This window comes from Pseudomonas sp. RIT778 (assembly GCF_019718735.1).
Lineage (GTDB): Bacteria > Pseudomonadota > Gammaproteobacteria > Pseudomonadales > Pseudomonadaceae > Aquipseudomonas > Aquipseudomonas aphyarum.
Window position 1 is genome coordinate 129,019 of record NZ_JAIHBA010000009.1, and the last position, 25,189, is coordinate 154,207.

The 25,189-nt window shown below is 62.8% G+C and carries 22 protein-coding genes; 11 read left to right on the forward strand and 11 right to left on the reverse strand.

All coding sequences use genetic code 11. From position 1 onward, the window contains the following. Window positions 1–13 precede the first annotated feature (13 nt). From K5E37_RS07525 to K5E37_RS07535, 3 genes are all read left to right on the forward strand, one after another. Window positions 14–418 (forward strand): hypothetical protein, encoded by a 405-nt coding sequence (locus tag K5E37_RS07525; protein ID WP_102686666.1) that lies wholly within the window; start codon window positions 14–16, stop codon window positions 416–418. Between the two features lie 40 nt (window positions 419–458). Further along, window positions 459–875: an organic hydroperoxide resistance protein gene (locus K5E37_RS07530; RefSeq protein WP_085604989.1), complete on the forward strand. Its 417-nt coding sequence runs from the start codon at window positions 459–461 to the stop codon at window positions 873–875. Window positions 876–1,011: 136 nt separating this feature from the next. Continuing rightward, the gene (locus K5E37_RS07535; protein WP_221533509.1) at window positions 1,012–2,445 is read left to right on the forward strand and encodes a catalase; all 1,434 of its coding nucleotides are present in this window, start codon (window positions 1,012–1,014) and stop codon (window positions 2,443–2,445) included. Between the two features lie 57 nt (window positions 2,446–2,502). Here K5E37_RS07535 and K5E37_RS07540 read toward each other — a convergent pair whose 3' ends face one another. The 3 genes from K5E37_RS07540 to K5E37_RS07550 form a co-directional block, all read right to left on the reverse strand. Next, window positions 2,503–3,921 carry an aldehyde dehydrogenase family protein gene (locus tag K5E37_RS07540; protein WP_221533510.1) on the reverse strand — a complete coding sequence of 473 codons (1,419 nt, stop codon included), beginning with the start codon at window positions 3,919–3,921 and terminating at the stop codon, window positions 2,503–2,505. Window positions 3,922–3,987: 66 nt separating this feature from the next. Beyond that, a complete protein-coding gene (locus K5E37_RS07545; protein ID WP_011333687.1) occupies window positions 3,988–4,737 on the reverse strand; it encodes a creatininase family protein in 750 nt (249 codons plus the stop codon). Between the two features lie 134 nt (window positions 4,738–4,871). Further along, window positions 4,872–5,687 (reverse strand): helix-turn-helix transcriptional regulator, encoded by an 816-nt coding sequence (locus K5E37_RS07550; protein ID WP_221533511.1) that lies wholly within the window; start codon window positions 5,685–5,687, stop codon window positions 4,872–4,874. 134 nt (window positions 5,688–5,821) lie between these two features. On the opposite strand from K5E37_RS07550, the gene K5E37_RS07555 reads away from it, so the two are divergent. Then, window positions 5,822–7,036: a CynX/NimT family MFS transporter gene (locus K5E37_RS07555; protein WP_221533512.1), complete on the forward strand. Its 1,215-nt coding sequence runs from the start codon at window positions 5,822–5,824 to the stop codon at window positions 7,034–7,036. Between the two features lie 46 nt (window positions 7,037–7,082). On the opposite strand, the gene K5E37_RS07560 is transcribed toward K5E37_RS07555, so the two are convergent. From K5E37_RS07560 to K5E37_RS07575, 4 genes are all read right to left on the reverse strand, one after another. Further along, window positions 7,083–7,859 (reverse strand): alpha/beta fold hydrolase, encoded by a 777-nt coding sequence (locus K5E37_RS07560; RefSeq protein WP_007958540.1) that lies wholly within the window; start codon window positions 7,857–7,859, stop codon window positions 7,083–7,085. A 23-nt stretch (window positions 7,860–7,882) separates the two neighbouring features. Next, the gene (locus tag K5E37_RS07565) at window positions 7,883–8,392 is read right to left on the reverse strand and encodes a cytochrome P460 family protein (RefSeq protein ID WP_108561375.1); all 510 of its coding nucleotides are present in this window, start codon (window positions 8,390–8,392) and stop codon (window positions 7,883–7,885) included. Window positions 8,393–8,416: 24 nt separating this feature from the next. Further along, window positions 8,417–9,460 (reverse strand): alpha/beta fold hydrolase, encoded by a 1,044-nt coding sequence (locus K5E37_RS07570; protein ID WP_221533513.1) that lies wholly within the window; start codon window positions 9,458–9,460, stop codon window positions 8,417–8,419. A gap of 86 nt (window positions 9,461–9,546) precedes the next feature. Further along, a complete protein-coding gene (locus K5E37_RS07575) occupies window positions 9,547–10,881 on the reverse strand; it encodes an epoxide hydrolase family protein (RefSeq protein ID WP_221533514.1) in 1,335 nt (444 codons plus the stop codon). A gap of 216 nt (window positions 10,882–11,097) precedes the next feature. Between K5E37_RS07575 and K5E37_RS07580 the strand changes: the two genes are divergently transcribed. Beyond that, window positions 11,098–12,327 carry an MFS transporter gene (locus tag K5E37_RS07580; protein WP_221533515.1) on the forward strand — a complete coding sequence of 410 codons (1,230 nt, stop codon included), beginning with the start codon at window positions 11,098–11,100 and terminating at the stop codon, window positions 12,325–12,327. On the opposite strand, the gene K5E37_RS07585 is transcribed toward K5E37_RS07580, so the two are convergent. Next, a complete protein-coding gene (locus tag K5E37_RS07585) occupies window positions 12,314–13,279 on the reverse strand; it encodes a quinone oxidoreductase (RefSeq protein WP_260404043.1) in 966 nt (321 codons plus the stop codon). The genes K5E37_RS07580 and K5E37_RS07585 overlap by 14 nt on opposite strands. A 338-nt stretch (window positions 13,280–13,617) precedes the next feature. Here K5E37_RS07585 and K5E37_RS07590 point away from each other — a divergent pair, with 338 nt between their 5' ends. The 3 genes from K5E37_RS07590 (at window position 13,618) to K5E37_RS07600 (ending at window position 16,643) form a co-directional block, all read left to right on the forward strand. Further along, window positions 13,618–15,579: a PAS domain-containing protein gene (locus tag K5E37_RS07590; protein WP_260404044.1), complete on the forward strand. Its 1,962-nt coding sequence runs from the start codon at window positions 13,618–13,620 to the stop codon at window positions 15,577–15,579. Beyond that, window positions 15,579–15,950 (forward strand): response regulator, encoded by a 372-nt coding sequence (locus tag K5E37_RS07595; RefSeq protein ID WP_102686655.1) that lies wholly within the window; start codon window positions 15,579–15,581, stop codon window positions 15,948–15,950. The genes K5E37_RS07590 and K5E37_RS07595 overlap by 1 nt, the downstream gene beginning before the upstream one ends. A gap of 78 nt (window positions 15,951–16,028) precedes the next feature. Beyond that, window positions 16,029–16,643 (forward strand): response regulator transcription factor, encoded by a 615-nt coding sequence (locus K5E37_RS07600; RefSeq protein WP_085605028.1) that lies wholly within the window; start codon window positions 16,029–16,031, stop codon window positions 16,641–16,643. Here K5E37_RS07600 and K5E37_RS07605 read toward each other — a convergent pair. The 3 genes from K5E37_RS07605 to hchA form a co-directional block, all read right to left on the reverse strand. Further along, complete coding sequence (locus tag K5E37_RS07605) at window positions 16,630–19,512, reverse strand: winged helix-turn-helix domain-containing protein (RefSeq protein ID WP_221533518.1); 2,883 nt, start codon at window positions 19,510–19,512, stop codon at window positions 16,630–16,632. The genes K5E37_RS07600 and K5E37_RS07605 overlap by 14 nt on opposite strands. A 121-nt stretch (window positions 19,513–19,633) precedes the next feature. Then, window positions 19,634–20,353: a PA1136 family autoinducer-binding transcriptional regulator gene (locus K5E37_RS07610; protein WP_221533519.1), complete on the reverse strand. Its 720-nt coding sequence runs from the start codon at window positions 20,351–20,353 to the stop codon at window positions 19,634–19,636. Next, window positions 20,350–21,228 carry a glyoxalase III HchA gene (hchA, locus tag K5E37_RS07615; RefSeq protein ID WP_221533520.1) on the reverse strand — a complete coding sequence of 293 codons (879 nt, stop codon included), beginning with the start codon at window positions 21,226–21,228 and terminating at the stop codon, window positions 20,350–20,352. The genes K5E37_RS07610 and hchA overlap by 4 nt, the downstream gene beginning before the upstream one ends. Before the next feature lie 164 nt (window positions 21,229–21,392). Between hchA and K5E37_RS07620 the strand changes: the two genes are divergently transcribed. From K5E37_RS07620 to K5E37_RS07630, 3 genes are all read left to right on the forward strand, one after another. Then, the gene (locus K5E37_RS07620; protein ID WP_007958527.1) at window positions 21,393–23,252 is read left to right on the forward strand and encodes an ABC transporter ATP-binding protein; all 1,860 of its coding nucleotides are present in this window, start codon (window positions 21,393–21,395) and stop codon (window positions 23,250–23,252) included. A gap of 140 nt (window positions 23,253–23,392) precedes the next feature. Further along, window positions 23,393–24,226 (forward strand): oxidoreductase, encoded by an 834-nt coding sequence (locus tag K5E37_RS07625; RefSeq protein ID WP_221533521.1) that lies wholly within the window; start codon window positions 23,393–23,395, stop codon window positions 24,224–24,226. Between the two features lie 21 nt (window positions 24,227–24,247). After that, window positions 24,248–25,186, forward strand: a complete 939-nt coding sequence (locus K5E37_RS07630; protein WP_221533522.1) for an AraC family transcriptional regulator — start codon at window positions 24,248–24,250, stop codon at window positions 25,184–25,186. Window positions 25,187–25,189: the final 3 nt, after the last annotated feature.

Genomic DNA, 25,189 nt, shown 5'->3' on the forward strand with positions numbered 1-25,189 from the left:
GAGGGATTCGACCATGGCTGAAGGTTATCGCCACACTTGCCTGTGCGAGTCAGACCGGCTCGGCAACGACGAACTGTATGCCTTGGTCGCGGGCGCCGTCAGGCATGGCCGGGGTGAGGCGCAACAGCTGTTCGCGACGGTGACGCCGTTGCTCATCGCCTTTTACGAAGGTCAGGTGCAGGCCGGGCGGATCCGTCGCGAAGACACCGGCGGCCTCGTTCAGCAAGCCTTCAGGGCGCTCTATCAGGAACAGGCCGCCCATGACCCGAGCTTTCCGTTTCGCGCCTGGCTGATCGAGATCGCCCGCACGATCCTGCTCGACAACCTGGGCCATCGCGGCACTGACGCCGTGGCCACGGCCGACGCGCTGGCGGGTGCGTCTGCACGTGAATGTCATGAACCCACACGGGCAACATGAACCGCCCTTTTCGCTGTGAAATGCTCTTCAGGGAATGCCCATGATCGATATCGAAAAAACCCTATACTCCGCGCATACCTGCACCACAGGAGGTCGCGAGGGCACAGGACGCAGTCACGATGGCCGACTGGATCTCAAGCTTTCTCCACCCGGCGCGCCGGGCACCGGAACCAACCCCGAGCAATTGTTCGCCGTGTGCTGGTCGGCCTGCTTCCTCGGCTCGCTGCGCCATGCCTGCAACGCGCGCAAGATCGGTTTTCCGACAACGGCCGGGGTCGATGCTCAAATCGACCTGGTCCACGGGGAACAAGGTTTTTTCCTGCAGGCTCAACTCGCTGTGTCACTGCCGGAGATCGAACCCGAAGTGGCGCAACAACTGATCGACGCAGCGCACCAGAACTGCCCCTACTCCAAGGCCACGCGCAACAACATCAAGGTCAGCATCACCCTCGCCTGATCCGTCTTTTGCCGACACCAAAACGCAATCCATTCCAACCACACCTTGGTGCTATCCGGCGACACCATGGTGCAATAGATCGCGCCCAAGGCTTTTGATGTGATGGCGGGAAACCGACAAAAGCCAGGAGTTGCGCATGAACAAGCTGACGACTGCTGCGGGCGCGCCCGTGGTTGATAACAACAACGTACAGACGGCCGGCCCGAGAGGCCCGATGCTGTTGCAGGACGTCTGGTTGCTGGAAAAACTGGCGCACTTCGATCGGGAAGTCATTCCCGAGCGGCGCATGCACGCCAAGGGTTCGGGCGCCTTCGGTACCTTCACGGTCACCCACGACATCAGCCGTTTCACCAAGGCCAGACTGTTTTCCAGCGTGGGCAAGACCACCGATGTGTTCGTCCGGTTTTCGACCGTGGCCGGCGAGCGTGGCGCGGCGGACGCCGAGCGTGACATCCGCGGGTTCGCCATCAAGTTCTATACCGAGCAAGGCAACTGGGATCTGGTGGGCAACAACACGCCGGTGTTCTTTCTGCGCGATCCGTTGAAATTCCCCGACCTCAACCATGCGGTCAAACGCGACCCCCGCACCAACATGCGCAGCGCCCGCAACAATTGGGATTTCTGGACCTTGCTGCCGGAGGCGCTGCACCAGGTCACGATTGTCATGAGCGACCGTGGACTGCCGCGCACTTACCGCCACATGCATGGTTTCGGCAGCCACACCTTCAGTTTCATCAGCCCGGCGAACGAACGATTCTGGGTGAAATTCACCTGGAAGACCCAACAAGGCATCGAGAACCTCACCGACCAACAAGCCGCGACCCTGATCGGCGATGACCGCGAAAGTGCCCAGCGCGACCTGTACAGCGCCATCGAGGAAGGCCACTTCCCGCAATGGAAGCTCTACGTGCAAGTGATGCCAGAGCTGGACGCCGACACGTACTCGATCAACCCGTTCGACCTGACCAAGGTCTGGCCTCACGCGGATTACCCGCTGATCGAAGTCGGCATGCTCGAACTCAACCGCAACCCTGACAACTACTTCGCCGACGTCGAACAGGCGGCCTTCAACCCGGCCAACGTGGTGCCCGGCATCAGCTTCTCACCGGACAAAATGCTCCAGGCGCGCCTTTTCTCCTATGGCGATGCGCAGCGCTATCGCGTCGGCGTCAATCATCATCAGATCCCGGTGAACGCCCCGCGCTGCCCGGTCAACAGCTATCACCGGGACGGCCAGATGCGCACCGACTCCAACGCGGGCAGCACAATCGGCTACGAGCCCAACAGCTATGGCCAGTGGGCCGAGCAACCGGATTTCAGCGAGCCACCGCTGGCCCTGAAAGGCAGCGCCGGGCACTGGAATCACCGCGAGGACGACGACTACTTCTCGCAACCGGGCGCGCTGTTCCGCGCCATGTCCCCCGCCCAGCAACAGGTCTTGTTCGAGAACACCGCGCGCTCGATCCATGGCGCCAGCGCCCAGACCCGACAACGCCACATCGATAACTGCACCCGCGCCGATCCGGCGTACGGTGCAGGCGTTGCGCAGGCCATCGAAGCGCTGGGCTGATCCGCATTGACGTAGGCAGGGCAACCAGGAAAGATCCTGTTTGCCCTGCTGCCGTTATCAGTCCTCTACGATGCTTTTCGCTTCAAGAAATGCTTCCAGCCCCGACACCCCGAATTCCCTGCCGATCCCCGACTGCTTGACCCCGCCAAACGGCGCAAGCAACTCCGGTGCGATCCGGTTGATCAGCACCGAACCGGCCTCCAGCCGCGCAGCGATGCATCGGCCACGTTCGACCTCGCGGGTGAACACATACGCCTGCAAACCGTAGACGCTGGCATTGGCCAGGCGGATGGCGTCTTCCTCGTCGTCATAGGCCATGATCGACAGCACCGGGCCGAAAATCTCTTCCCGGGCGATGTCCATGTCGTTGCTGACATCGGCAAACACCGTGGGCTTCACAAAATAGCCTTGGCTCAAGCCGGCAGGCCTGCCCTCCCCGCCGACGATCAATCGCGCGCCCTGCTCCAGCCCGCGCCGGATAAAACCCTGCACGCGATCAAACTGCGCCTGGTTGACCAACGGGCCGATGGCGGTAGTCGGGTCCTGGGGATCGCCGACCACGGTCGCGTCGACCAGGGTTTTCACCCGTTCGATCACCTGCTGCAAGAACGCGCGCGGCACCAACAGCCGCGTGCCGGCGACGCAGGCCTGGCCGTTGTTCATGAAGGCGGCATTCAGTGCCATGGGGATGGCCGCTTCGAGATCCGCATCGTCGAGCACGATGGACGCCGACTTGCCGGTGAGCGACAGACTCACCCGTTTCATCGTCTCGATGCCGGCGCTGGCGATGAGTTTTCCGGTGGCAGTGGAGCCGGTAAACGAGACCTTCGCGACGTACGGGCTGGTACTGATCTCGTCGCCCACATCGCCCCCACGGCCCAGGACAATGTTGATCACCCCGTTGGGCAGTTCCGCACGGTGCAAGGCGAGCGCGAGCACCTGGGTCTGCAACGGGCTGAGTTCACTCGGTTTGATGACCGATGCGCAACCGCCGGCAATCGCCGCCGCCAGTTTGCTGCACACCGTACCGGCGGTGCTGTTCCAGGGGGCGAACAGCGCCGACACCCCGACCGGTTCCATGACTACCCTTGCACGGCCCACAGGCCGGACCAGCTCATAGTTCTCCAGCACCTGCGCCGCGTTGGCAAAGGATTGCGACGCGTACTGGCTGACCCACTGCGCACGGGCCAACGGTGCGCCGTATTCCTCGATGGCGGTGTCGCGTATGTCTTCGCTGCTCTCCAGCACCGCCGCCTGAAGGCGCCTGAGCATGTCGATGCGCTCGGCTTTCGAGGTCCGGCCCATCGTGGCTTGCGCACGCTTTGCGGCGGCGATGGCTTGCCTGGCATCGTCGCGATTGGCCAGGGTGACCGTACCGATGACGGACTCCGTCGCCGGGTTGATGCATTTGATCGTTTCGCTGCCCTGAACGGGCACGAACGCGCCATCGATGTAGCTGTGACGGATAGTCCACATGGCGATATTCCCAAGGTGTTGAAACAGCAACGCCCGGAAAATCCGGGCGTTGATCAGGGCGACGCTTCAGTCGGGTAACGATTCGCGGCTGAAGGCTTGCACCTCCTGCACCAGACCGCGAGCGGCCATTTCCACCAGTTGCCGACCCTTTTCCGGCGAAGCCTGGGCCGGGTCCGAGCCCATGCGGCCGTCCGGATGACGGGCACGGAAATCCGCCGCTTCACGGATCGGCCCCCAGTTGGCGATCTGCGGCGAATAATCGGCCGACTTGATGGAGTCGGGATACGCCCACTGGGTCACGGCGATTTCCGAAGGCGTGGCATGAATGCCATGTCCGGTCGGGAACTGCTCACGCGCCAGCTCGTTCACCCCTTCCAGATCCCACCAGTTGCACAGCTTGAGGGCGAACCCGGCCTTGCGTCGGGCGAAACTCGCTTCGGCGTACAGCTCCGAAAACGCTGCTTCGATTGAGGCGATGTTGCCGCCGTGGCCATTGAGGAAAAAGATCTTTTCAAAGCCGTGGGCGGCCAGCGAACGAGTCCAATCGGCGATGGCGGCGATGAAGGTCGAAGGCCTGAGCGAGATGGTGCCGGGAAACCCGAGGTGATGCTGCGCCATGCCGATGTTGAAAGTCGGGGCAATCAGGATGTCCGCGCTTTTCTGCGCTTCATGGGCAATGATTTCCGGACACATCCAGTCGGTGCCCAGCAGACCGGTCGGCCCGTGCTGTTCGTTGGAGCCGATCGGGATGACGATGGTGCGGCTGCGTTCGAGGAATTGCGCTATTTCGGACCAGGTCGATAGGTATAAAAGCATCAGGATTCTCACTCTTCGAAGGTTCCTCGCGGAACGCGGGTGGGTGTTCAATGCACCTGCAACAGCAGCGTCATTGATACCACCCGCCTCCCTTCAACGACAGAATACGAAGGTATCGGAATCGCCAAAACACCCTAATCGCGGACGAGAAATTCACGGGGCGATTCGCCCATCACCCGTCTGAACATCGCACTGAAGGCGCTTTGGCTAGCGTAGCCCAGGTCCCGGGCAATCACCCCGACGGATTGCCCCTTGTCGAGCCGATCGATGGCGGTCGCCAGCCGCACCTGCTGCAGCCAGTGGCGGAAATTCAGGCCGGTTTCATTGACGAACAGGCGAATCAGCGTGCGCGAACTGGCACCGACCCGGTCAGCCCAGTAACCGATCGAATGGTCTTGTCCCGGATCCTGCAGAATCGCCTCGCACACCGTGACCAGTCGCCGGTCGACCGGCCACGGCACTTCGATCGGCAACGTCCGGGCTCCCTGCAACTCACTGAGTATCAACGCCACGATGTGTGCGTTACGGCCTTCCTGCGGGTATTCGATCGGCTGCTCGGCCAGGGCCAGAATCAACTCACGCAGCAGTCCGGGGATCTCCAGCACTTTGCAGTGATGGCCCAGCCCTGCGCAGGCCTGCGGCTCGATGTAGATCGAGCGCATCTTGACTGCGCTCAGCATCAACTGGTCGTGGATCATCCCGGGCGGAATCCACAGCGCCCGCTTCGGCGGCAGGATCCACAATCCGCGCTCGGTGGCCACCCGCATCACCCCGTTCGAGGCATACAGCAACTGTCCGTGCCGATGCACGTGCGGCTCGTTGTATTCGCCGGTGGCCTGATCGCGCACCAGCACGGTCATTACACGCGGCACGTCCTGATAGTCGGGATAACGTTCGCTGCGCGGCGCGGACTCACGCCGGGCGATGACCTTGCGCACCTCTCGTTTCATCGGCTGGCGTCTCCTGAAAACAGACCTTGATCGTGTTAAAGCGGCGATTGTCACTTTGGCGACAAACCCTGGCATTTTCCATGGCCGGCCCATTGTTAGTCTTGCGCTCATGGTTCATCAATGAGGCTTTTCCCATGGCAATCACCCGCAATCTCTCCGGCCACCAACAGAGCGTCACGGCGGTGATCGGCCTGCTGATCCTGTCCATCGCCCTGCGCCCGCCAATCATTTCGGTGGGGCCGATTCTGCTGTTGATCCAGCAGCACTTCCAGTTGAGCTATACCCAGGCCGCGCTGCTGACTTCGATTCCCGACATCTGCATGGGTGTGTTCGCGCTGGTGGTTCCGAGCCTGGCCAGGCGTTTCGGGATCGATCGCAGTGTGGTGGTCGCACTGACGTTGCTGGGCTCGTCCACCTTGTTGCGGGCAATCTCGCCGAGTGCATTCTTCCTGCTCGGCAGCACGTTCTTCGCCAGCATCGGCATTGCCGTTGCCGGTGCGATGACCGGCGCGTGGATCAAGACCCACTTTGCGCAACGACCGGCGCTGTTCATGGGCATCTATGCCGGCGGCCTGAGCCTGGGCGCGACTCTCGCGGCGGTGTTCAGCGCGCCGATTGCCGAGCTGGCGCAAGACTGGCGGGTCAGCGCCGGGATCTGGAGCGTGCTGAGCCTCACCGCCATCGCCAGCTGGGTATGGATGGCGCGGCGTTTTGCGACCCCGGCGCCAGCGGTGAAATCGCCGTCGAACCCGAGCAAACGTCTGCCCTGGGGCAATCCGCAAGCGTGGCTGATCGCGTTGAATTTCGGTGCCGGTCAATTCGTGGTCTACGCCCTCTTCGCCTGGATGGCGCCAGCGTCGGTGGAAGCGGCCACATCGAGTGTTTCCCCGGGCGTCCTGCTGGGCATTTTTACGGCAGTGTTCGCCGTGGCCAGCGTGGGTGCGGGATTGATTCCGGGCAAGGCCCACGACCGGCGCGGTTTGCTCGGGCTGTCGGCGTTGCTGGCCCTGCTCGGGGTGGGCGGCATGGCGTTTCTGCCGGCGTACTGGCCGATGCTGTACGTGGTGCTCGCGGCCATCGGCCTGGGCATGGGTTTCACCGTGGCCATGACCTTGCCGCTGGATCACGCCAGCACCAGCGAACAGGCCGGATTGTGGACGGTGTTCATGTTGTTCATCGGTTACCTGATCGCCGCGCTCGGGCCGCTGCTGTTCGGTGCCCTGCGCGAATACGCCGGACACTATGGCCCGGCGTACACCCTGCTGTTCGCGGTATTGCTGTTGATGCTCGGCATCACGCCCCTGCTCAGACTGGCACCGGCAACTTCGCCGAAGGTGTCCGTTGCCTGAGCCGGGAGTGACAAGCCTGCGACGTGCTTCGGCACGTCGCAGGCTTTCAGTTGGCCGCAGCGGCTTTTTCAATCAGCCGCGCCACCGGTGCCGGGTTCGACACCATCACTACGTGAGAGCCACCCTTGACCACCTCGACCGCCTTGGCATCCGCACGCTTGGCCATGAACGCCATCGCCTGAGGCGGGATGTTCTTGTCCTTGTCGCCGTAGATGTACCACGACGGAATGTGCTTCCAGGCCGGCGTGCCGGACTGCTCGTTCAGCGCCGCTTCGGTGACCGGGCGCTGGGTCGCGGCCATCAGGGCCGCTTGTGCAGCGGGGACGTCAGCGGCGAACTGATCGTGGAACTTGCTCTGCTGGATGTACAAGTCCTTGCCGCCATCGGCCAGCGCAACGGGTGGCGCCAGCGTTGGCCCGAGGGTGCTGCCGGGAAACTTGCCGGCCAGCCCGGCGACGGTTTCACCGGCTTCGGGTGCAAACGCGCTGACGTAGACCAGCGCTTTGACATTGGCATGATCGTTGGCCGCATCACTGATGACGTTGCCACCATAGGAGTGACCGACCAGTACCACCGGCGACTGGATGCTGCTCAGCAATGCCGATACCGCTGCGCCATCGCTTTTGACGCCGCGCAACGGGTTGGCGGCGGCGATCACCGTATAGCCATCCTTTTCGAGAATCTTCGCCACGCCGTTCCAGCTCGACGCGTCGGCAAACGCGCCGTGCACCAGCACGACCGTGGGTTTGGCGGTCTGGGCGAAGGCATTGGCGCCCAGACACAGGCCAACGGCGATGCTCAGTGCGGTCAGTGTTTTTTTCATTTGGATTTCCTCGTATGACGGATTCAGGGGGCGTATCGGGTGAAGACAAAATCGTGGTTCTGCACCCGCGCCTGATGGCAGGCAAAGCAGGTCTGGTGCTGGGCTTCATCGGCGGGTTTGCCGTTGATGAACCGGCCGAATCCCCAGCCACCGGTCGAAGCGTATTTGCGCGAGTCCTTGACCATCACCTGAACGGTGGTGGCCGCCCCCGGAATCGAGGCTGGCTCGAACTCCGGCGACTGCACGTGTTTCCACGCCAGCTTCACCAGCACCGTGCCGTCGGGAAACGGCAGCGTCTTGCTCTGGTAAGCCTTGATCGCCCGGTCATTGCCCAGCACCGCGCGCAGTTCATCCAGCGGCGCGGCTTCCTGGGCCGGGGCAATCAGCGCCCACTGGCGATAGTTTTTCGGCAGTTTCACGCCGTAGATCGGCGAGGCGTCGCCCTCATCGGCCTCGCCCAACGCGACACCGGTGGCCGCCAGTGCCGCGAGCGCAATGGCCGCTGGCAACACGGCCCAATGGTTGAGTTTCATCGTCGGATCCCCTCAGGCCAGCAGTCAGAGATGATCGGCATCAATCACCGCCTGAGCGAACGCCTGCGGTGCTTCCTGCGGCAGGTTGTGGCCGATGCCGCCGCTGATCAGCCGGTACTCGTATTTGCCGGTGAAGCGTTTGGCGTAGGCCTCGGCCGGTGGGTGCGGCGCGCCATTGGCGTCCCCTTCGAGAGTGATGGTCGGCACGCCGATCGAGGGGAATGCCGCCAGTTTTTTCTCCAGCGGATCGTATTGCGCTTCCCCTTTGATCAGGCCCAGGCGCCAGCGGTAGTTGAAGATCGACACGGCGACGTGATCCGGGTTCTGCAACGCGGCGGCGCTACGGTCGTATGTCGCGTCGTCGAAGTTCCACTTCGGCGAGGCCAGCTGCCAGATCAATTTGGCGAAGTCATGGGTGTTCTTTTCGTAACCCAGGCGACCGCGTTCGGTCGCGAAGTAGAACTGATACCACCACTGCAGCTCTGCAGCCGGCGGCAGCGGCGTCTTGCCGGCGTCCTGGCTGCCGATCAGGTAACCACTCACCGCCACCAGCGCTTTCACTCGCTCGGGCCAGAGCGCGGCGACGATGTCAGCGGTGCGCGCGCCCCAGTCGTAGCCGCCGAGTACGGCCTGCTTGATCTTCAGGGCATCCATGAAGTCGATCAGATCTTTCGCCAGCGCCGCCGGCTGGCCGTTGCGCACGGTTTTGGCAGACAGGAAACGCGTGTCGCCATAACCGCGCGCGTAAGGAATCAGCACCCGATAGCCCTTCTGCGCCAGCGCCGGCGCCACGTCGGTGTAGCTGTGAATGTCGTAGGGCCAGCCGTGCAGCAGGATGACCACCGGGCCGTCGGTCGGACCGACTTCGGCGTAGGACACGTCGAGCAGTCCGGCCTTGACGTGTTTCAGCGCGCCGAACGAAACATGGGTGCCGGCGGTAATGGCGTCAATCTTGCCGGCGGGCACTTCGCCGGCGCTGGCGTATGCCGAGGCGATGCCCAGCGCAAGCGCCAGGATCGAACCGGCGAGCACGCGCCGGGATGGGGTTACAGCGTTAGAGTCAGTCATGCCGGGTCTCCCTCGTGAACCGCCGGGCGGCGGTTCCGGACTTTGGATTGAAGGGCTTGGGGTTAAAGTGCTTGCGGATTGCAGGGCTAGCGCGCTGCCTGCGCAGCGGTTTTCTGCGCGGCCGCGCGCAGTGGCCGGAAGGCTTCGCGCAGTTCTTCGCTGAACAGTTGCGGTTGCTCCCATGCCGCGAAGTGACCGCCCTTGCTGACTTCGCTGAAGTAGGCCAGCGACGGATAGGCGCGTTGCGACCAGACTTTCGGCGCCCGGTAGATTTCGTGGGGGAACACGGTAATCGCCACCGGCACCTTGATGTCGGCAGTCTTCTGCGCGGCGGCGCTGAAGTTATTGTTGTTGTTCTCCCAGTAGAAACGGGAGGACGACGCCCCGCTGTCGGTCAGCCAGTACAGGCTGATGTCGTCGAGCATTTCATCGCGGCTCAGGACTTTCTCGGGCTGACCGTCGCTGTCGGTCCACGCGGCGAATTTTTCATACATCCACGCGGCCGTACCGGCGGGCGAATCGGCCAGCAGATAACCGATGGTCTGCGGCCGGGTCACCATCATTGCGCCGTAGGCAGCGTTGCGGCCGAAGAACTGGCTGAGCGCGTTGAAGGCCGTCACCTCCGGCGCGGTCAGCCCTGCCGGGGCCGGGTCGCCGCTGTTGATCGGTTTGACCAGTTCCGGCGGCACGGTGGCCGGCATGTTCAGGTGGATGCCCAGCAAACCGGGCGGCGCCAGACGACCCAGTGCGTCGGAAATCACCGAACCGTGATCGCCGCCCTGGGACACGTAATGGCTGTAGCCCAGACGTTTCATCAACACATCCCAGGCCTTCGCCACCCGGTCAGGGCCCCAGCCGAGTTCGGTCGGTTTACCGGAAAAACCATGGCCAGGAATCGACGGGATCACCACGTCGAACGAGTCCTCGACCTTGCCGCCGTACGCCACGGGGTCGGTCAGCGGGCCGATGGTCTTGAGAAATTCGAACTGCGAACCCGGCCAGCCGTGGGTAAGGATCAGCGGCATCGCATTGGGATTGCGCGAGCGCACATGGATGAACTGGATGTCGACGCCGTCGATGGTGGTCACGAACTCCGGCAAGGCATTGAGCTTCGCTTCGGCCTTGCGCCAGTCATAGCCATTGCCCCAGTACTTGACCAGTGCTTCGACCTGCGCCAGTTGCACGCCCTGAGAGACGTCGCTGACCGTTTCCTTGTCCGGCCAGCGGGTGTCGGCGATGCGTTTGCGCAGGTCGCTCAACTTCGCTTCGTCCACATGGATGGTGTACGGGCGAATGGCTTGCGACGGATCCGCGGCCCAGACCCCGCTGCTGCCAGCGAGTACGGCAAGGCCGAGCACGCCGACCCTGATGGATGACGCCAGGCAATGGCGCCAGGTAAGACCGGACGAAAGCGCAACCATGATGGATCTCCTTGTAGTCATTATTCGAAAGGCATCGCCAATCGGATCAGACCACTGCGCTGGCACCGGGGCGATTACACGATGGTGTCGGTCGATACCTTGGTATGACGCGCTGGCCCGGTGCGCAAAATCGCGCTCGAATTCAGCAGCGGTTAACGGGCAGAATGCCGCGGGGAAACGGCCCATTTGAATGACAGAGCGGAACAAGGATTGCGGATGCGTGGGGAGACAGCGCTCGAACGCCTGAGCAGTAGGCCATCGACCACGTCGCAGTGGTGGGTGATCGGGCTGTGCATGCTGTTCAACGTGATCGACGGGCTGGACGTCATGGCCATGGCCTTCACCGCCAGCCGGGTTGCGGCCGAATGGGCGTTGAGCGGCGCGCAACTGGGCCTGTTGTTGAGCGCAAGCCTGGTCGGGATGGCGCTCGGTTCGCTGCTGGCCGCGCCCAGGGCCGACCGCTTCGGGCGCAGGCCGTTACTGCTCGCCGGCCTGCTGCTCAGTGGCCTGGGTATGTTGCTGTCGTTCTGGAGTCCGGATCATCACGTGCTGATGTTCCTGCGTTTGCTGACCGGCATTGGCACGGGGGCGGTGCTGGTGGGGGCGAACGTGCTGACGTTCGAACACGCCAGCCCGCAGCGGCGCAATCTGGCGATCGCACTGCAATCCCTCGCCTTCGCCATGGGCGCCAGTCTGGGCGGTGTGCTGGCGCATGTACTCAATGATTTGATGGGCTGGCGGTATGTCTTTCTGGCCGGGGGTTGCATCACGCTGGCGGCGGCATTGGTCGGTGTCTTCTGGCTGCGAGAATCGCCGTCATTTCTGGCACTTGAACAGCGCGCGCCTGTTCCTCCACTGTCGCCGGACATCGCTGACCGGCCGTTTTCGCCCGGTCAATGGCAACAGACTCTATCGCTGGCACTGGCACTCTTTCTGCTGATGTTCTGCTTTTACTTCGTCATGAGCTGGACCCCGAGCCTGCTGGTCCACAACGGTTTTACCGACCAACAAGGCGCCCGGATTGGGGTGTTGTTGGCATTTGGCGGCATGCTCGGCGCCCTGCTGCTGGGACTGGCGGCCAATCGTTTCGGCTGCCGACGATTGTTGTCGGGTTTCCTGCTGCTCAACGCCGCTCTGTTGCCTCTGATGGTGCCGGCCTCGCACGTGCCCGGTCTGGCGGCACTCGTGGCCGTCACGCTTGGCCTGATGCTCAACGGTGCGGTCGCCGCCCTGTATGTTCTGGCCCCGCAGGCGTTCTGCACCTCGGTACGTACGACCGGCGTCGGCGTGGTGCTGGCGATGGGGCGTCTGGGGGCGATCATTTCGCCGGTGGTCGCCGGGTTTCTGCTGGATGCCCGATGGACCGCGCAAGAGCTGTTCACCTTCTTCGCCGGTAGTCAGCTCTTGGCGGCCCTGCTGATCTGGCGCGGCACTAGGGAACAATGATCAGCTTGCCCGTCGTGCTGCGCGACTCGATATCGCGATGGGCCTGTTGCGCGTCTTCCAGTGAATAACGCTGGCCGATAAAGGTTTTCAGTTTGCCGGTGCTGACCCACGCAAACAGTTGCCGGGACTTTTCCAGCAGCACCTCGCGGTTGCGCACGTAGTGCATGACCGAGGGATACGTCAGCTTGATGCTGCGCGGCACGCTGAAGATATCGATCGGCGGGATCGGGTTCATGAATGGCCCGTACAAGGCCAGGGTGCCGAAATAATCCAGCATCTCCAGCGAGTCGGCGAAGCCTTCCGCGCCGGTGCCGTCGTACACCGCATTCACCCGCTGTCCCTCCGTCAGGCGCATGACCTGTCCGGCAATGTTGTGCGCCCGCCCGATCACCACATAGTCAGCCCCGGCCGCGAGTACTGCCTCCACCTTGTCGGCGTGAGACACCCGGCCAATGACCTTACCGCCCAGTAGCTTGATCATCTGAGTCAGCATCAGCCCCACGCCCCCTGCCGCCGCGTGCACAAATGCCACGTCACCCGGCTGGATCGCATGCACCTTGTCCACCAGATTGCTGGCTGTCAGGCCTTGCATCATCAGGCTGGCGGCGGTGGCGAAGTCGATCTCATCGGGCAACGGCACCAACTGGCTGACCGGGGCGATCACCTGTTCGGCGTAGCTGCCCGGCACGTAGTGCCAGGCCACGCGGTCACCCACACCGAACTCCGTCACCTGCGGGCCAGTGGCGAGGACGATGCCGGCGCCTTCCGCCCCCGGCGTCAGCGGCAACTCCCAGGCGGCGCCGAGCCCGCGCCGGACACCGGTGTCCATGAAATTGATGCCCGCCGCCATGACCTTGACCAGGACTTGCTCGGGCCCCGGTTCTGCCAGTTGCATGTCTTGCACCGTCAAGACTTCGGGCCCGCCAAAGGCCTCGATTACCACTGCTTTCATAATGTTCTGCCCTGTCATCGGGACGACCGGTCCTGCTGCCTTTCGGGTGGCAGGAGCGCGGACGTCACGTTGCTTTCACTCAACATCGAAGGACGTTGAAACCAGGGCCAAGAGTGAGCGGGTGGTGTATCCGCGCCATTTCGCGAACAGGCTCATTTGCATGCTTGTATGGCTCGAAGGGCCGTAGATACAGTGGCTTACAAAAGCGCCACTGTGATGCCCGTCGCAGTGTGCGACGGCAGCCGATATTCGCTACAGGCGACACCAAAGTATGATGGGCGAGTGCCAGCAGAAGGCGCATCTTTGTTCAACGGTGACTGCACACAATGAGAATCGGTATGACGAACGAGCAGGAGCGCGTCATCGAGGACGGTCCAGACCGCGCCAGTGACGAGATCATGCCCATGCCGGGGGTCGAAGCCATCATCGACAGCATCCCGGCCATGGTCGCCTTCATGACGCCTTCCGGTGAACTGGAACAGGTCAACCGGCCCATCCTGGATTACATCGGCGCCCCGCTCCACGAGCTGAAAAACTGGCAGGCCAGCGAGACCGTGCACCCGGACGACCTGCCCTCGGTCATCGCCGCGTGGATGCATTCGGTCGGTACCGGCACACCCTATGAGATCGAGCATCGCATCCGTCGCGCCGACGGTGTCTATCGCTGGTTCCATGTGCGCGGCCTGCCGATCAGAGACAGCGAAGGCACCATCACACGCTGGTGCGTGCTGCAGGTCGATATCGATGAACGCCGGCGGGACAAGGTCCTGATCGCCAGTGCCCTCGCCGAAGTCAGTGCGTCGGAAGAACGTCTGCGCGGGATCATCGATGCCGTGCCCGGTTTTGTCTGGAGTGCTTCGCCGGAAGGCAGCGTCGGCTTCGTCAATCGACGCTGGTGCGACTACACCGGCATGTCCCTCGAACAGGCCTGCGGCCATGGCTGGACGGCGTCCATCCACCCGGACGACGCACCGGGCCTGGCAGTCTATTGGCAAGGGATTCTGCAATCGGGCAGCGCCGGTGAGTACGAGGCCCGACTGAAACGCTTCGACGGTATTTACCGCTGGTTTCTGATCCGCGCCGTGCCCCAACGCGATGACACCGGGCGGCTCGTGCGCTGGTATGGCGAGAACACCGACATCGAAGACCGCAAGCGGGCGGAAGTCTTTCTGGCCAAGGCTCAACGCCTGAGCGCCACCGGCACGTTTTCCTGGCGGGTGAGTACCGACGAGATCACCTGGTCGGACGAGGTCTACCGCATCCTTGAACTGGACCCGGACACCCCGCCCGGCTTCGAGGCGATCTATCGCCGCGTGCACCCGGACGACATCTCCAGCCATCGGGAAATGGTCAAGCGTCAACGTCGCAAGGGGCGCGACTTCGAACACGAACATCGGCTGCTGATGCCCGACGGCACGGTGAAATACGTGCGGCTGGTGGCGCACTCGATCCCCCATGCGCCGGACGGTTTCGAATACATCGCCGCCCTGCAGGACATCACCCAGCGCCGGCTCGCCGAAGAGGTCTTGAGCAAGGCGCGCTCGGAGCTGACGCACCTGGCCAGAGTCGCCAGCCTCGGCGCCGTCACGGCGTCGATCGCCCACGAGGTCAATCAACCGCTGGCCGGCATCATCACCAACGCCAGCACCTGCCTGCGAATGCTCGGTGCGGACCCACCGAATGTCGATGGCGCCAGAGAAACCGCGCGCCGCACCATTCGCGACGGCAATCGCGCGGCCGATGTGATCAACCGACTGCGGGCGCTGTTCTCGAAGAAAAGCATCACGATTGAAGACGTCAATCTGAATGACGCGGCACGGGAAGTCATCGCCATGCTGCTGGGCGAGCTGCAACGCAACGGCGTGGTGCTGCACCCGCAATTTGCCGAAGCGCTGCCGCTGGTCAGGGGCGACCGGGTTCAGCTTCAGCAGGTGATCCTCAACCTGATCATGAATGCCGCCGAGGCCATGAGCGCGATCCACGGTCGGCCCCGGCAATTGATCGTCAGCACCGGCCTTGGGTCGGACGAGAGCGTTTACCTGGCGGTGAAAGACAGCGGCAACGGCGTCGATCCGCAGGACATCGAGCGCATTTTCAATGCGTTCTACACCACCAAAAGCTCGGGCATGGGCGTCGGTCTGTCCATCAGTCGCTCGATCATCGAGCGCCACGACGGGAAGCTGTGGGCCAGCGCCAACGACGGCCCGGGTACGACGTTTACCTTTGCCATCCCGAATTCGACGGACCTGCCGCAAACCGATAACCGCGACCTCGCCGATCGCACCGTGGAGAATGATTGATGGGTACGCATTTGCTCGTATCGGTGGTCGATGACGACGAATCGGTTCGTGAATCCCTGCCTGACCTGATCAAGGAATTCGGTTTTGCCGTCCAGGCGTTTGCCTCGGCGCAGGCGTTTCTGGCATCGCCCTATCTGGACCTGACGCACTGCCTGATTCTCGACGTGGCCATGCCGGGCATGTCGGGCCCGGATCTGCAACGGGAGCTGCTGCGCCGCGACTATCGCATTCCGGTGATTTTCATCACCGCGCACGGCGACGACAGCGAACAGGCGAAGCTGCTGAACAGTGGCGCCGTGGAGTGCCTGTTCAAACCCTTCAGCGAAGCCCAATTGCTCAAGGCCCTGAGCGCCGCCCTGCCCCTCGACTGAGTGTGAAGCCGAACAGAACAAGGAATCGACATGTTGAACGCGAACAACGCAATCGCCCCTTCCCGTGGAGCATTACCGATGAGTGATGTCACGCCCGTCGTATTCGTTGTCGATGACGACATTTCCGTGCGCGAGTCGCTGGAGCTGATGATCCGCTTCGCCGGATGGCAGCCACGGCTGTTCGAGTCCGCGCAGGATTTTCTCGACGCGCCCCGAACGCTGGTGCCCAGTTGTCTGGTGCTGGACATCAACCTGCCGGACCTGAGCGGCCTGGATCTGCAGACCGCCCTTGCCGACGAACGCCACAACATGCCGATCATCTTCATCACCGGCTACGGCGATATCCCGCGCACGGTGCGGGCCTTAAAGGCCGGCGCGGTGGAGTTTCTGACCAAACCGTTCAATGACGATGTGATCCTCGCCGCCATGGCCGATGCGCTGCAAAGCAGTCGTGTGGCGCTGGAGGGAGAAAAGAACCTGCGTTCATTGCTCGAGGCCTACAAGACCCTGACGCCGCGCGAACAGGAGATCATGGCTTCGGTGGTCAGCGGGCGGCTGAACAAACTGATTGCCGCCGACCTCAACATCAGCGAAATCACCGTCAAGGCCCATCGCGGCAAGGTGATGCGCAAGATGAAGGCCCGCTCGCTGGCGGACCTGGTGAAAATGGCCGCCCTGATTACGCCGGCGTGACCGGCAGGCTCTGCCAGAAGCTTTCCAGCCGACGCAGATCAAGGCTGTCGAAGCCTTCCGAAGCCCGCTCGCGGCAGGCACCGAGCAACGTCCGGGCCTGATCCGGTTGACCCTGTTCAAGCCAGAACCGGGCCAGATCCATCGATGACCGCAACTCCCACGCCCAGGCGCCCTGCTCTCGGCTCAGCGCAATGGAATCCTCAAGAACCGCCAGCATGGCCTGAACACCGTCGGCCTGGATCACCTTGAGAATACCGGCCTTGATTCGCAGCAACTCCGGCAGTGCAAAGGCGTCACCGCTTCGCCGGCAATGATCGATGGTGCCCTCGACCAGGGTCAGTGCCTTTGGGTGTTGGCCCACCAGAATCAGGCCTTCGGCCAGTGCGATTTCGAATGAGGTCGTGAGCAGTTCGTAACGCATCCCACGCAACCGCGCCAGACTTTCCTCCAGCATGGCAACTGCATCCCCCGGCTCCTCGGCGCGGATGGCGATCGCCGCGCGCAACCCGTGACAGGCGGCAATGTAGGGGCCGAGCGCGTTGGTTTCGGCGATGGCGCTGAACCGCTCGAGGCTCGCGGTGGCCTTCGCCAGATCACCGGTCCAGATATAGATGCACAAGATCCAGACCATGGCGATGCAGTAGGTGACCGGATGCTGCAGCGCCGAGGCCTCGGCTTCTATCTGCTCCGCCCAGCGCCGGGCCTGATCGGGATAACCCTGCAGCCAGAGTGAACGCGCCAGTGCCAGCCCCGTGCGATTGCGGTGATCAAAGCCGTAGTAAATCGTGTTGCTGGGATGGGACGGCAAGCTGTTGCGCAAAGAGCTTTCCAGTTCCTGGCGGGCCAGACGCTGATTGCCGAGCAGATGATGGGAGATGCCGGTCAGCGATGAAGCAATCGCGATGGCGGCGGGCTCGTTGAGGATGTTGCCGACCACCGCTGCCTGCTCTGCCCAGGCCAGCGACGAAGGGAAATCACCGATGCGCTCGTAGAAGATCTGCAAGCGGCCCAGCAGTCGCAATTGTGAGCCGTAGTCGTTCAGCGCGACGGCAATGTCTTGCGCCCGGAGCAAGGCTTTTTCCGCGGCTTCACTGTTGCCTCGGGTGAACATCAGCACCAGACCGAGCGCGGCTTGCAGTTCCATTTCGGTGGGCGTGCCGTAGTACCCCAGTTCCAGCAGCTCCACCGCCCGGGAACACCAGGTTCGGCACTCGACCAGCAATGAAAAATGCAGGAACAACGGCGCGCTCGCGGCCGCCAGCGGCAACGCCAGACCCGGATCGCCGTGGGGGCCGAAGCTCCATTCCAGCGCACCGCGAACGTTGCCCAACTGGCTGGCCAGACGCGCAGAATGACGGAAAATCTCGTCGGGCGAAGTCCCCAGATGGCCGAGCAGGTCCATGTAAAACGCCGCGTGCCGGAACGCCAGCGCATTGACCTCGGCCTCTCCCCGCGCCGTCAATTTCTCCCGGGCGTAGGCGCGCGTCATCTCCAGCAACCGATACGAATCCGTCGAGTCGCTGTGATCGACCGTGACCAGCCCCTTGCACACCAGATCATCAAGGATCGCGGCCGCCGTGGCGCTTTCGTGTTGCGATTCGGCAACCACCTGAGCGGCCGCTTCCTGGGAAAACGGCCCGACGAAGACCGAAAACCGCTCCAGCGCCAGACGCTCTTGCGGCGACAGCAGGTCATAACTCCAGTCGAGCATGGCGCGCAGGGTCTGATGGCGCGGCACCGCCGTCCTGCGCCCCGACCAGCCCAGCGAGAAACGCTCGCCGAGCAGCGCGTGGGTGGCCTTCAGTCCGTGGCTGGCGACTCGCATCGCCGCCAGTTCGATCGGCAGCGCCATGCCCTCCAGCCGCTGGCAAATGTCCGCAATCATTTGCCCTCCGTCCGCTTCCAGCAGCAACGCAGCATTGCTCAAAGACGCGCGTTCGACAAACAGCTTGATGGCCGGGAATGCCAGCAGTTCCTCAACGGAAAGGTGTTGCGGCTCACGGGGAAATTCCAGCGGATTGAGCCAGTGCACGTATTCGCCACGTACCCGCAGCGGTTCGCGACTGGTCGCCAGAACCCCGACATCCGGCGCGGTATCGCTGATCTGCTCCAGGAGGGTCGATACCGCGTCGATCAGGTGTTCGCAGTTGTCGATCACCAGCATCAACCGCTGTTCACGCAAATGCGCGAGCAGGACAAACATCGGGTCTTCCGCCTGCACCGGGATATCCAGTGATCGGGCCAGTGCCGACGGCACCAGCGCGCAGTCTTCCACTTGCGCCAGATCGACGAAGCTGACGCGCTCGTAGCCTTGCGCGGCGATGCGGTGCGCCACCTCAATGGCCAGGCTGGTCTTGCCGACGCCGCCGGGGCCGACGATGGTGAACAGCCTCGGTTGATGCATGTGGTCGATGACCAGTTGCAGATCGGTTTCTCGGCCGATCAGTTTGGCCCGGGGCGGCAGACTGCACACGCCCTCGATGGCTCGGGTCAAGATGGGCGCTGGTTGAACAGCGGTCTGCTTTCTTTCCAGCGGCGCGACGAAGGCATAGCCCACGCCCACCTGGGTCGCGATGTAACGCGCCTGCTCCTCGCCATCCCCGAGAATCCGCCGCAGCCCAGTCATATGAAAGCGCAGGCTGCCTTCGGCCACCACGCTGTCGGGCCACACCTTGTCGATCAGGTCGTACTTGGACAGCACGCGTCCCGGTTGCTCGAGCAAGGCGATCAGCAGATCCAGCGCCCGCCCGCCGATCTCGACCGCCACCCCGTTGCGGGTCAGCAGCCGTTTGCCTGGAACGACACAGAAAGGACCGAAAATGAATTGGGTCGTGAGGGATTCGTGCAATGCGTCCGGAAAAGACTCCACGAGGATCGATCTCTCTAAAAAACGTAGGGGGCGGCGCCGGTTACAGACAGCCGGCGCAGGCCCTTTGCATCATAGGAGTTTTGCACCGCCGTTCAAGCACGGCACCGGCAGACTGAGAACCTCACCCCTTTATTTCACCCTTGCGAATGGCAATCTTGATGGCCTGGGCGGTGGTTGCCACGCCCAGATGCCGACGGGCCGAACGCAGGTGATTTTCCACCGTGCGCCCGGACAGACCGAGGGTGGCAGCGATGTCGGCCTGCCGGCGACCGGCAGCGACCCACGCCAGCACTTCGCGCTCGCGGGTCGAGAGTTTTCCGGCCGTCTCGTCCAGCGGCGCTTCGAGCAAGCGTCGTGCAGAGGAAAACGCCACTGTGGCGAGCATGCCCAGTGCCAGACGAACCCGCGCCGAGGCATCGATCTGTTCGCCCCCCAGACTCATGGCGCCTTCAAGCCCCTGCGGGCCGAAGACCGGAATCTGCAAGCCATGCACGCCCGGGCCACTCGGCACGCGAACCACTCGATACAGTTCGCCGCTCTCCTCCTGCACCTTGCTCCAGAAGAACGATTCGCGGGTGTCCAGCAGGTGGCGAGTCACGGGGCAGCGCTGAACGTAGGTCTGGGCGTCGACAGCGATGCCGTCGCCAAACCAGTCGCCTTCCACCCAGTAAATGCGCTCGACCACGTCCTCCGACGCCGAGGTGGCGGAGAACAGAACGAATCGATCGTAACCATAGGCCCCGGCGAAACTGCGGACGGCCTTCTGGATCGCCTCCAGCGTGGGCGCCGCCTCAATGTCGAGGGCGGCGCGCAAGAGGGCTTCGGCAGGTGCGGGGCTCACCCCGACGCGACCTCTTTCAGGAGCGCGGCCGCCGCCAGTTTGCCCAGCGCGTTGCCCGCCAGCGGACTGTCACCGGTCAGCAGTTTGCGATCCTGAAGCGTCGCCCCGGAAATGCCCTGATTGGTGATTTCCACTCCGAGCGCCTGCAACTGCTCGCCGAACTTCCAGGTCAGGTGGCCGGGCATGTAACCGATGTCAGGGGTGGTCGCGTCCAGGGCATCGGGAAACGCGCAGATCCGGTAGCCGTTGAAGATGCACGACTCCTTTGTTTCACCGAGGCCGGCCGCCAGCAACGCCGCCGGGCCGTGGCACAGGGTGATGACGAATTTGTCCTTGGCGACGGCCCATTGCAGGACCTTCTTCACGTCCTCGCTTTCCGGCAGGCCGATCAGCGCACCGTGGCCGCCGGGGATGAATACGCCGATGTAGTCGGAGTTCTCGCCCAGCGCTTCTTCGATCACCTGGGACAGCTTGAGTGGGCGCTTGAACTGATCGCGGTATTGCTCGTAGAAGCCTTTCACTTCGGCGTCTTCCGAGGGCATGGCCCAGAATTCGAACTTGACCGGATTGCCCGACAGCGTCGCGACATCGAAGCCGAAACCGGCCTTGTCCAGGTGATACATCGGCAGCAGCGTTTCAACCGGGTGATTGCCCGTGGAGAACATCGTGCCGTTGTCGGTCAACAGATAGCGCTCGTCCGCGCCGATCATCAGGATCTTCCAGCGCCCGCCCTTGTAATGGTTCGGGTACTCGGCATCACTGAGATCGGATTTGGGCGAAGTGAACTGGCTGAGGGAGTACGGCGAGGGGAAAAACGCGTTGTCCTCGGCAGGATCGGGGGTTGGGCGCTTGTCGTCAGTCTGCGTGGTAGCCATGGTGCTCTCCATCGAGTGGGTCAATGTCGGAGTTCATGCTAGTAAGGCGTCAGCGTTACAACAATGAGGGTTTTCCCTCAAAAAATCATGCGCTGAACCTGCAGCCCCTCAATGTGATCGATAAGTGGCAGAATCCCCGCAACTGATGAATTCGGAGACCCCCAATGCTTCGCCTGTTTGAACAACGGCTCGACCCCTTCCCGCCCGACGAAGCGCCGCCACCGCCGGTCGGTCTGGCGCGATTCCTGTGGGCCTGCACCCGCGGCGCTCGCGGTTATATCCTCGCGCTCGCGCTGCTCAGTGCCGGTGTGTCGATCTACGAAGCCTGGTTGTTTTCCTTTCTGGGTCAGGTCGTGGACCTGCTCTCGGCCTGGCAGGCCGGCGGCGATGTGAACGGCCAGGAGAGCCGCGTGCTGTGGGGCATCGGCATCGTATTGCTGACCAGCGTCGGGCTGGTGGCGCTGCGCACTATGGTTCAGCACCAGGTGTTGGCGATCAATCTGCCGCTGCGTCTGCGCTGGGACTTCCATCGACTGATGCTGCGGCAGAGCCTTTCGTTCTTTTCCGACGAGTTCTCCGGCCGGGTCACGACCAAGGTGATGCAGACAGCGCTGGCCGTGCGCGAGGTGCTGTTCACCGTCATCGAAATCGCACCGGGCATCGGCGTTTATTTCATTGCGATCATCGCCCTGGCCGGCGGTTTCGCACTGAAACTCATGCTGCCGTTCATTGCCTGGGTCGCGCTGTTCGGGCTGGCGATGCTGTATTTCGTGCCACGCCTGGGCCAGGTCGGGCAGGAACAGGCCCATGCGCGATCATCGATGACGGGCCGGGTTTCGGATGCCTACACCAACATCACCACCGTGAAACTGTTCTCCCACTCCAAACGTGAAGCGCACTTTGCGCGGGCGGCGATGGAGGACTTCAAGCAGACCGGTTTCCGCCAGATGCGTCTGGTCAGCCAGTTCGAAATCGTCAATCAGGCGCTGGTGGTCGGGCTGATCATGGGCGCCGGCGGCTACGCGCTGTGGCTGTGGCATCAGGGCGAAGTCGGCACCGGCGCGGTGGCGGCGATCACGGCGATGGCGTTGCGCATCAATGGCATGTCGCACTGGATCATGTGGCAGATGACGTCGCTGTTCGAAAACATCGGCACCGTGCAGGACGGGATGGACACCCTGACCCGTGGCCCCAAGGTGCAGGATGCGCCGGACGCCGGCGTGCTGGTGCCTTCCGGCGGCGCCGTGGAATTCGACAACGTGAGCTTCAACTACAACGGCGAACGCCAGGTGCTCGATGGCTTGAGTCTGAGCATCCAGCCGGGGGAGAAAATCGGTCTGGTGGGCCGTTCCGGTGCCGGTAAATCCACGCTGATCAACCTGCTGCTGCGCTTCTACGACGTCGATCGCGGCGAGATTCGCATCGACGGGCAAAACATCGCGCAGGTGACACAGGACAGCCTGCGCAGCGCGATCGGCATGGTCACTCAGGACACGTCCCTGCTGCACCGGTCGATTCGCGACAACATCGCCTACGGTCGACCGGACGCGACTGACGCACAAATCCAGCGCGCTGCCGCCAACGCCCAGGCCGACGGTTTCATCAACCAGCTCAGCGACCGTCAGGGCCACACCGGCTACGACACGCTGGTAGGCGAACGCGGCATCAAGCTTTCCGGTGGCCAGCGCCAACGCATCGCTATCGCCCGGGTGATGCTCAAGAACGCTCCGATCCTTCTACTGGACGAAGCTACCAGCGCCCTGGATTCCGAAGTCGAAGTCGCCATTCAGGAAAGCCTTGATGAAATGATGCAGGGCAAGACCGTGATCGCCATCGCCCATCGACTGTCGACGATTGCGGCGATGGATCGACTGATCGTCATGGATGAAGGGCGCATCATCGAGCAAGGCACCCACACCGAACTGCTGGCGAAAAACGGCACCTATGCGCGGCTGTGGCAGCATCAGAGTGGCGGGTTTCTGGGTGAGGATCAGGGCGTGGCCGAGGCGATGGATCAGGCGTGAGTCCTTTGATCAGCCCCGCGATAACAACTGCGGGGCTGATCGCCGCTGAGAGGATTAGGCAAGGCTCGAAGACAAACCGGCATAGGTGAACGATTTCTCGCTGGCTACCATGACGGCACACCTGATTTGCGGAGTACGTCATGCACCACACCAAAACCCTCTTCATCACCGGCGTCAGCAGCGGCTTCGGCCACGCGCTGGCCAAGGAAGCACTGGCCGCCGGACACCACGTCATCGGCACCGTGCGTAGCGAAGCCGACCTGCAAGCCTTTCAGGCGTTGTCCATCGACAACGCGTACGGCGTGCTGCTGGATGTCACGGACTTCGACCGGATCGATAGCGTCGTGGCAACCGTCGAAGCGACACACGGCCCGGTCGATGTGCTGGTCAACAACGCCGGTTACGGGCACGAAGGCATTTTCGAAGAATCGCCGCTGGAGGACATGCGCCGCCAGTTCGACGTGAATGTGTTCGGCGCGGTCGCGGTGACCAAGGCGTTTGTGCCGTTCTTTCGCCAGCGGCGGGCGGGTCATATTCTCAATATCACGTCGATGGGCGGCACGATCACGATGCCGGGTATCGCGTACTACTGCGGCAGCAAGTTTGCGCTCGAAGGCATCTCCGATACCCTGAGCAAGGAACTGGCGCCGTTCAATATCTTCGTGACCGCCGTCGCACCGGGTTCATTTCGGACCGACTGGGCCGGTCGCTCGATGCAGCGCACGCCGCGCAGCATCGCCGACTATGACGCCAGCTTCGATCCGGTGCGCAAGGCGCGCGAAGACAAGAGCGGCAAGCAGCTCGGTGATCCGCGCAAAGCGGCGCAGGCGATGTTGCAGATCATCGCCAGCCCTGCTCCGCCAGCGCATCTGTTGCTGGGCAGCGATGCATTGAGTCTGGTGCGCGACAAGCTGAAACGTGCCGCCAGCGAGATCGACCAATGGGAAACGCTGACCCGTTCCACCGACCATTGAACGGCCCACAGAGAGAACGCAATGAAACAGGCCGACGCAAGCACTTCGCGCATGGTGCAGCTCATGGAGACGCTGGCACCGGTGGAGGGCTACAACCTCAGCGCGCTGGAGGGCGTGCGCTTTCTGCGCTCGAACCGGCCACTGACCCGCACGCCGGTGCTGTACGACCCCGGCATCGTGATTCTCTGTCAGGGCCGCAAACGCGGGTATCTGGGCGATGACGTCTACGTCTATGACGCCCAGCATTACCTGGTGGTGTCGGTTCCGATCCCCTTCACCATGGAGACCGACGCCTCTGAAGACGAGCCAATGCTCGCGATCTATATGCAGCTCGATTTCCAGGTGGCCAGCGAGTTGATGCAGCAGGTGGATGAGGTTCACGGCCCGAGTGATGCGCCACCCAAGGGCATGTTTGCCTCGCCGATGGACGACCGCCTGCACACATCGACGCTACGTTTTCTCGAAGCCATGAGCAATGCGGGCGAAGCGCAGATATTGGGGCCGTCACTGTTGCGGGAAATCTATTACCGCATCCTGACCGGCGAACAAGGCGGCTCGATGCGCGCCGCACTCAATCGACAGGGACACTTTGGCAAGGTGACGCGGGCGATCCGCAAGATCCACAGCAGCTATCAGGAGCGCCTGGACGTCGAGCAACTGGCCCGCGAAGCGAGCATGAGCGTGCCCAGTTTTCACCTGCACTTTCGCAGCGTGACGGACGCCTCGCCCATGCAATACCTGAAGTCGACACGCCTGCATCAGGCGCGACTGTTGATGTTGCGCCACGCCATGACCGCGTCAGCGGCGGCGTTCAGTGTCGGCTATGAAAGCGCTTCGCAATTCAGCCGCGAGTTCAAACGGTTCTTCGGCCGAACGCCGCAGGCGGAGATCGAGTGGATGAAGGCAACGTATGCGTTGCCTGCGCCGACGTCGGCCTCGGTTTATGTTTCGTCGCATTAGTCG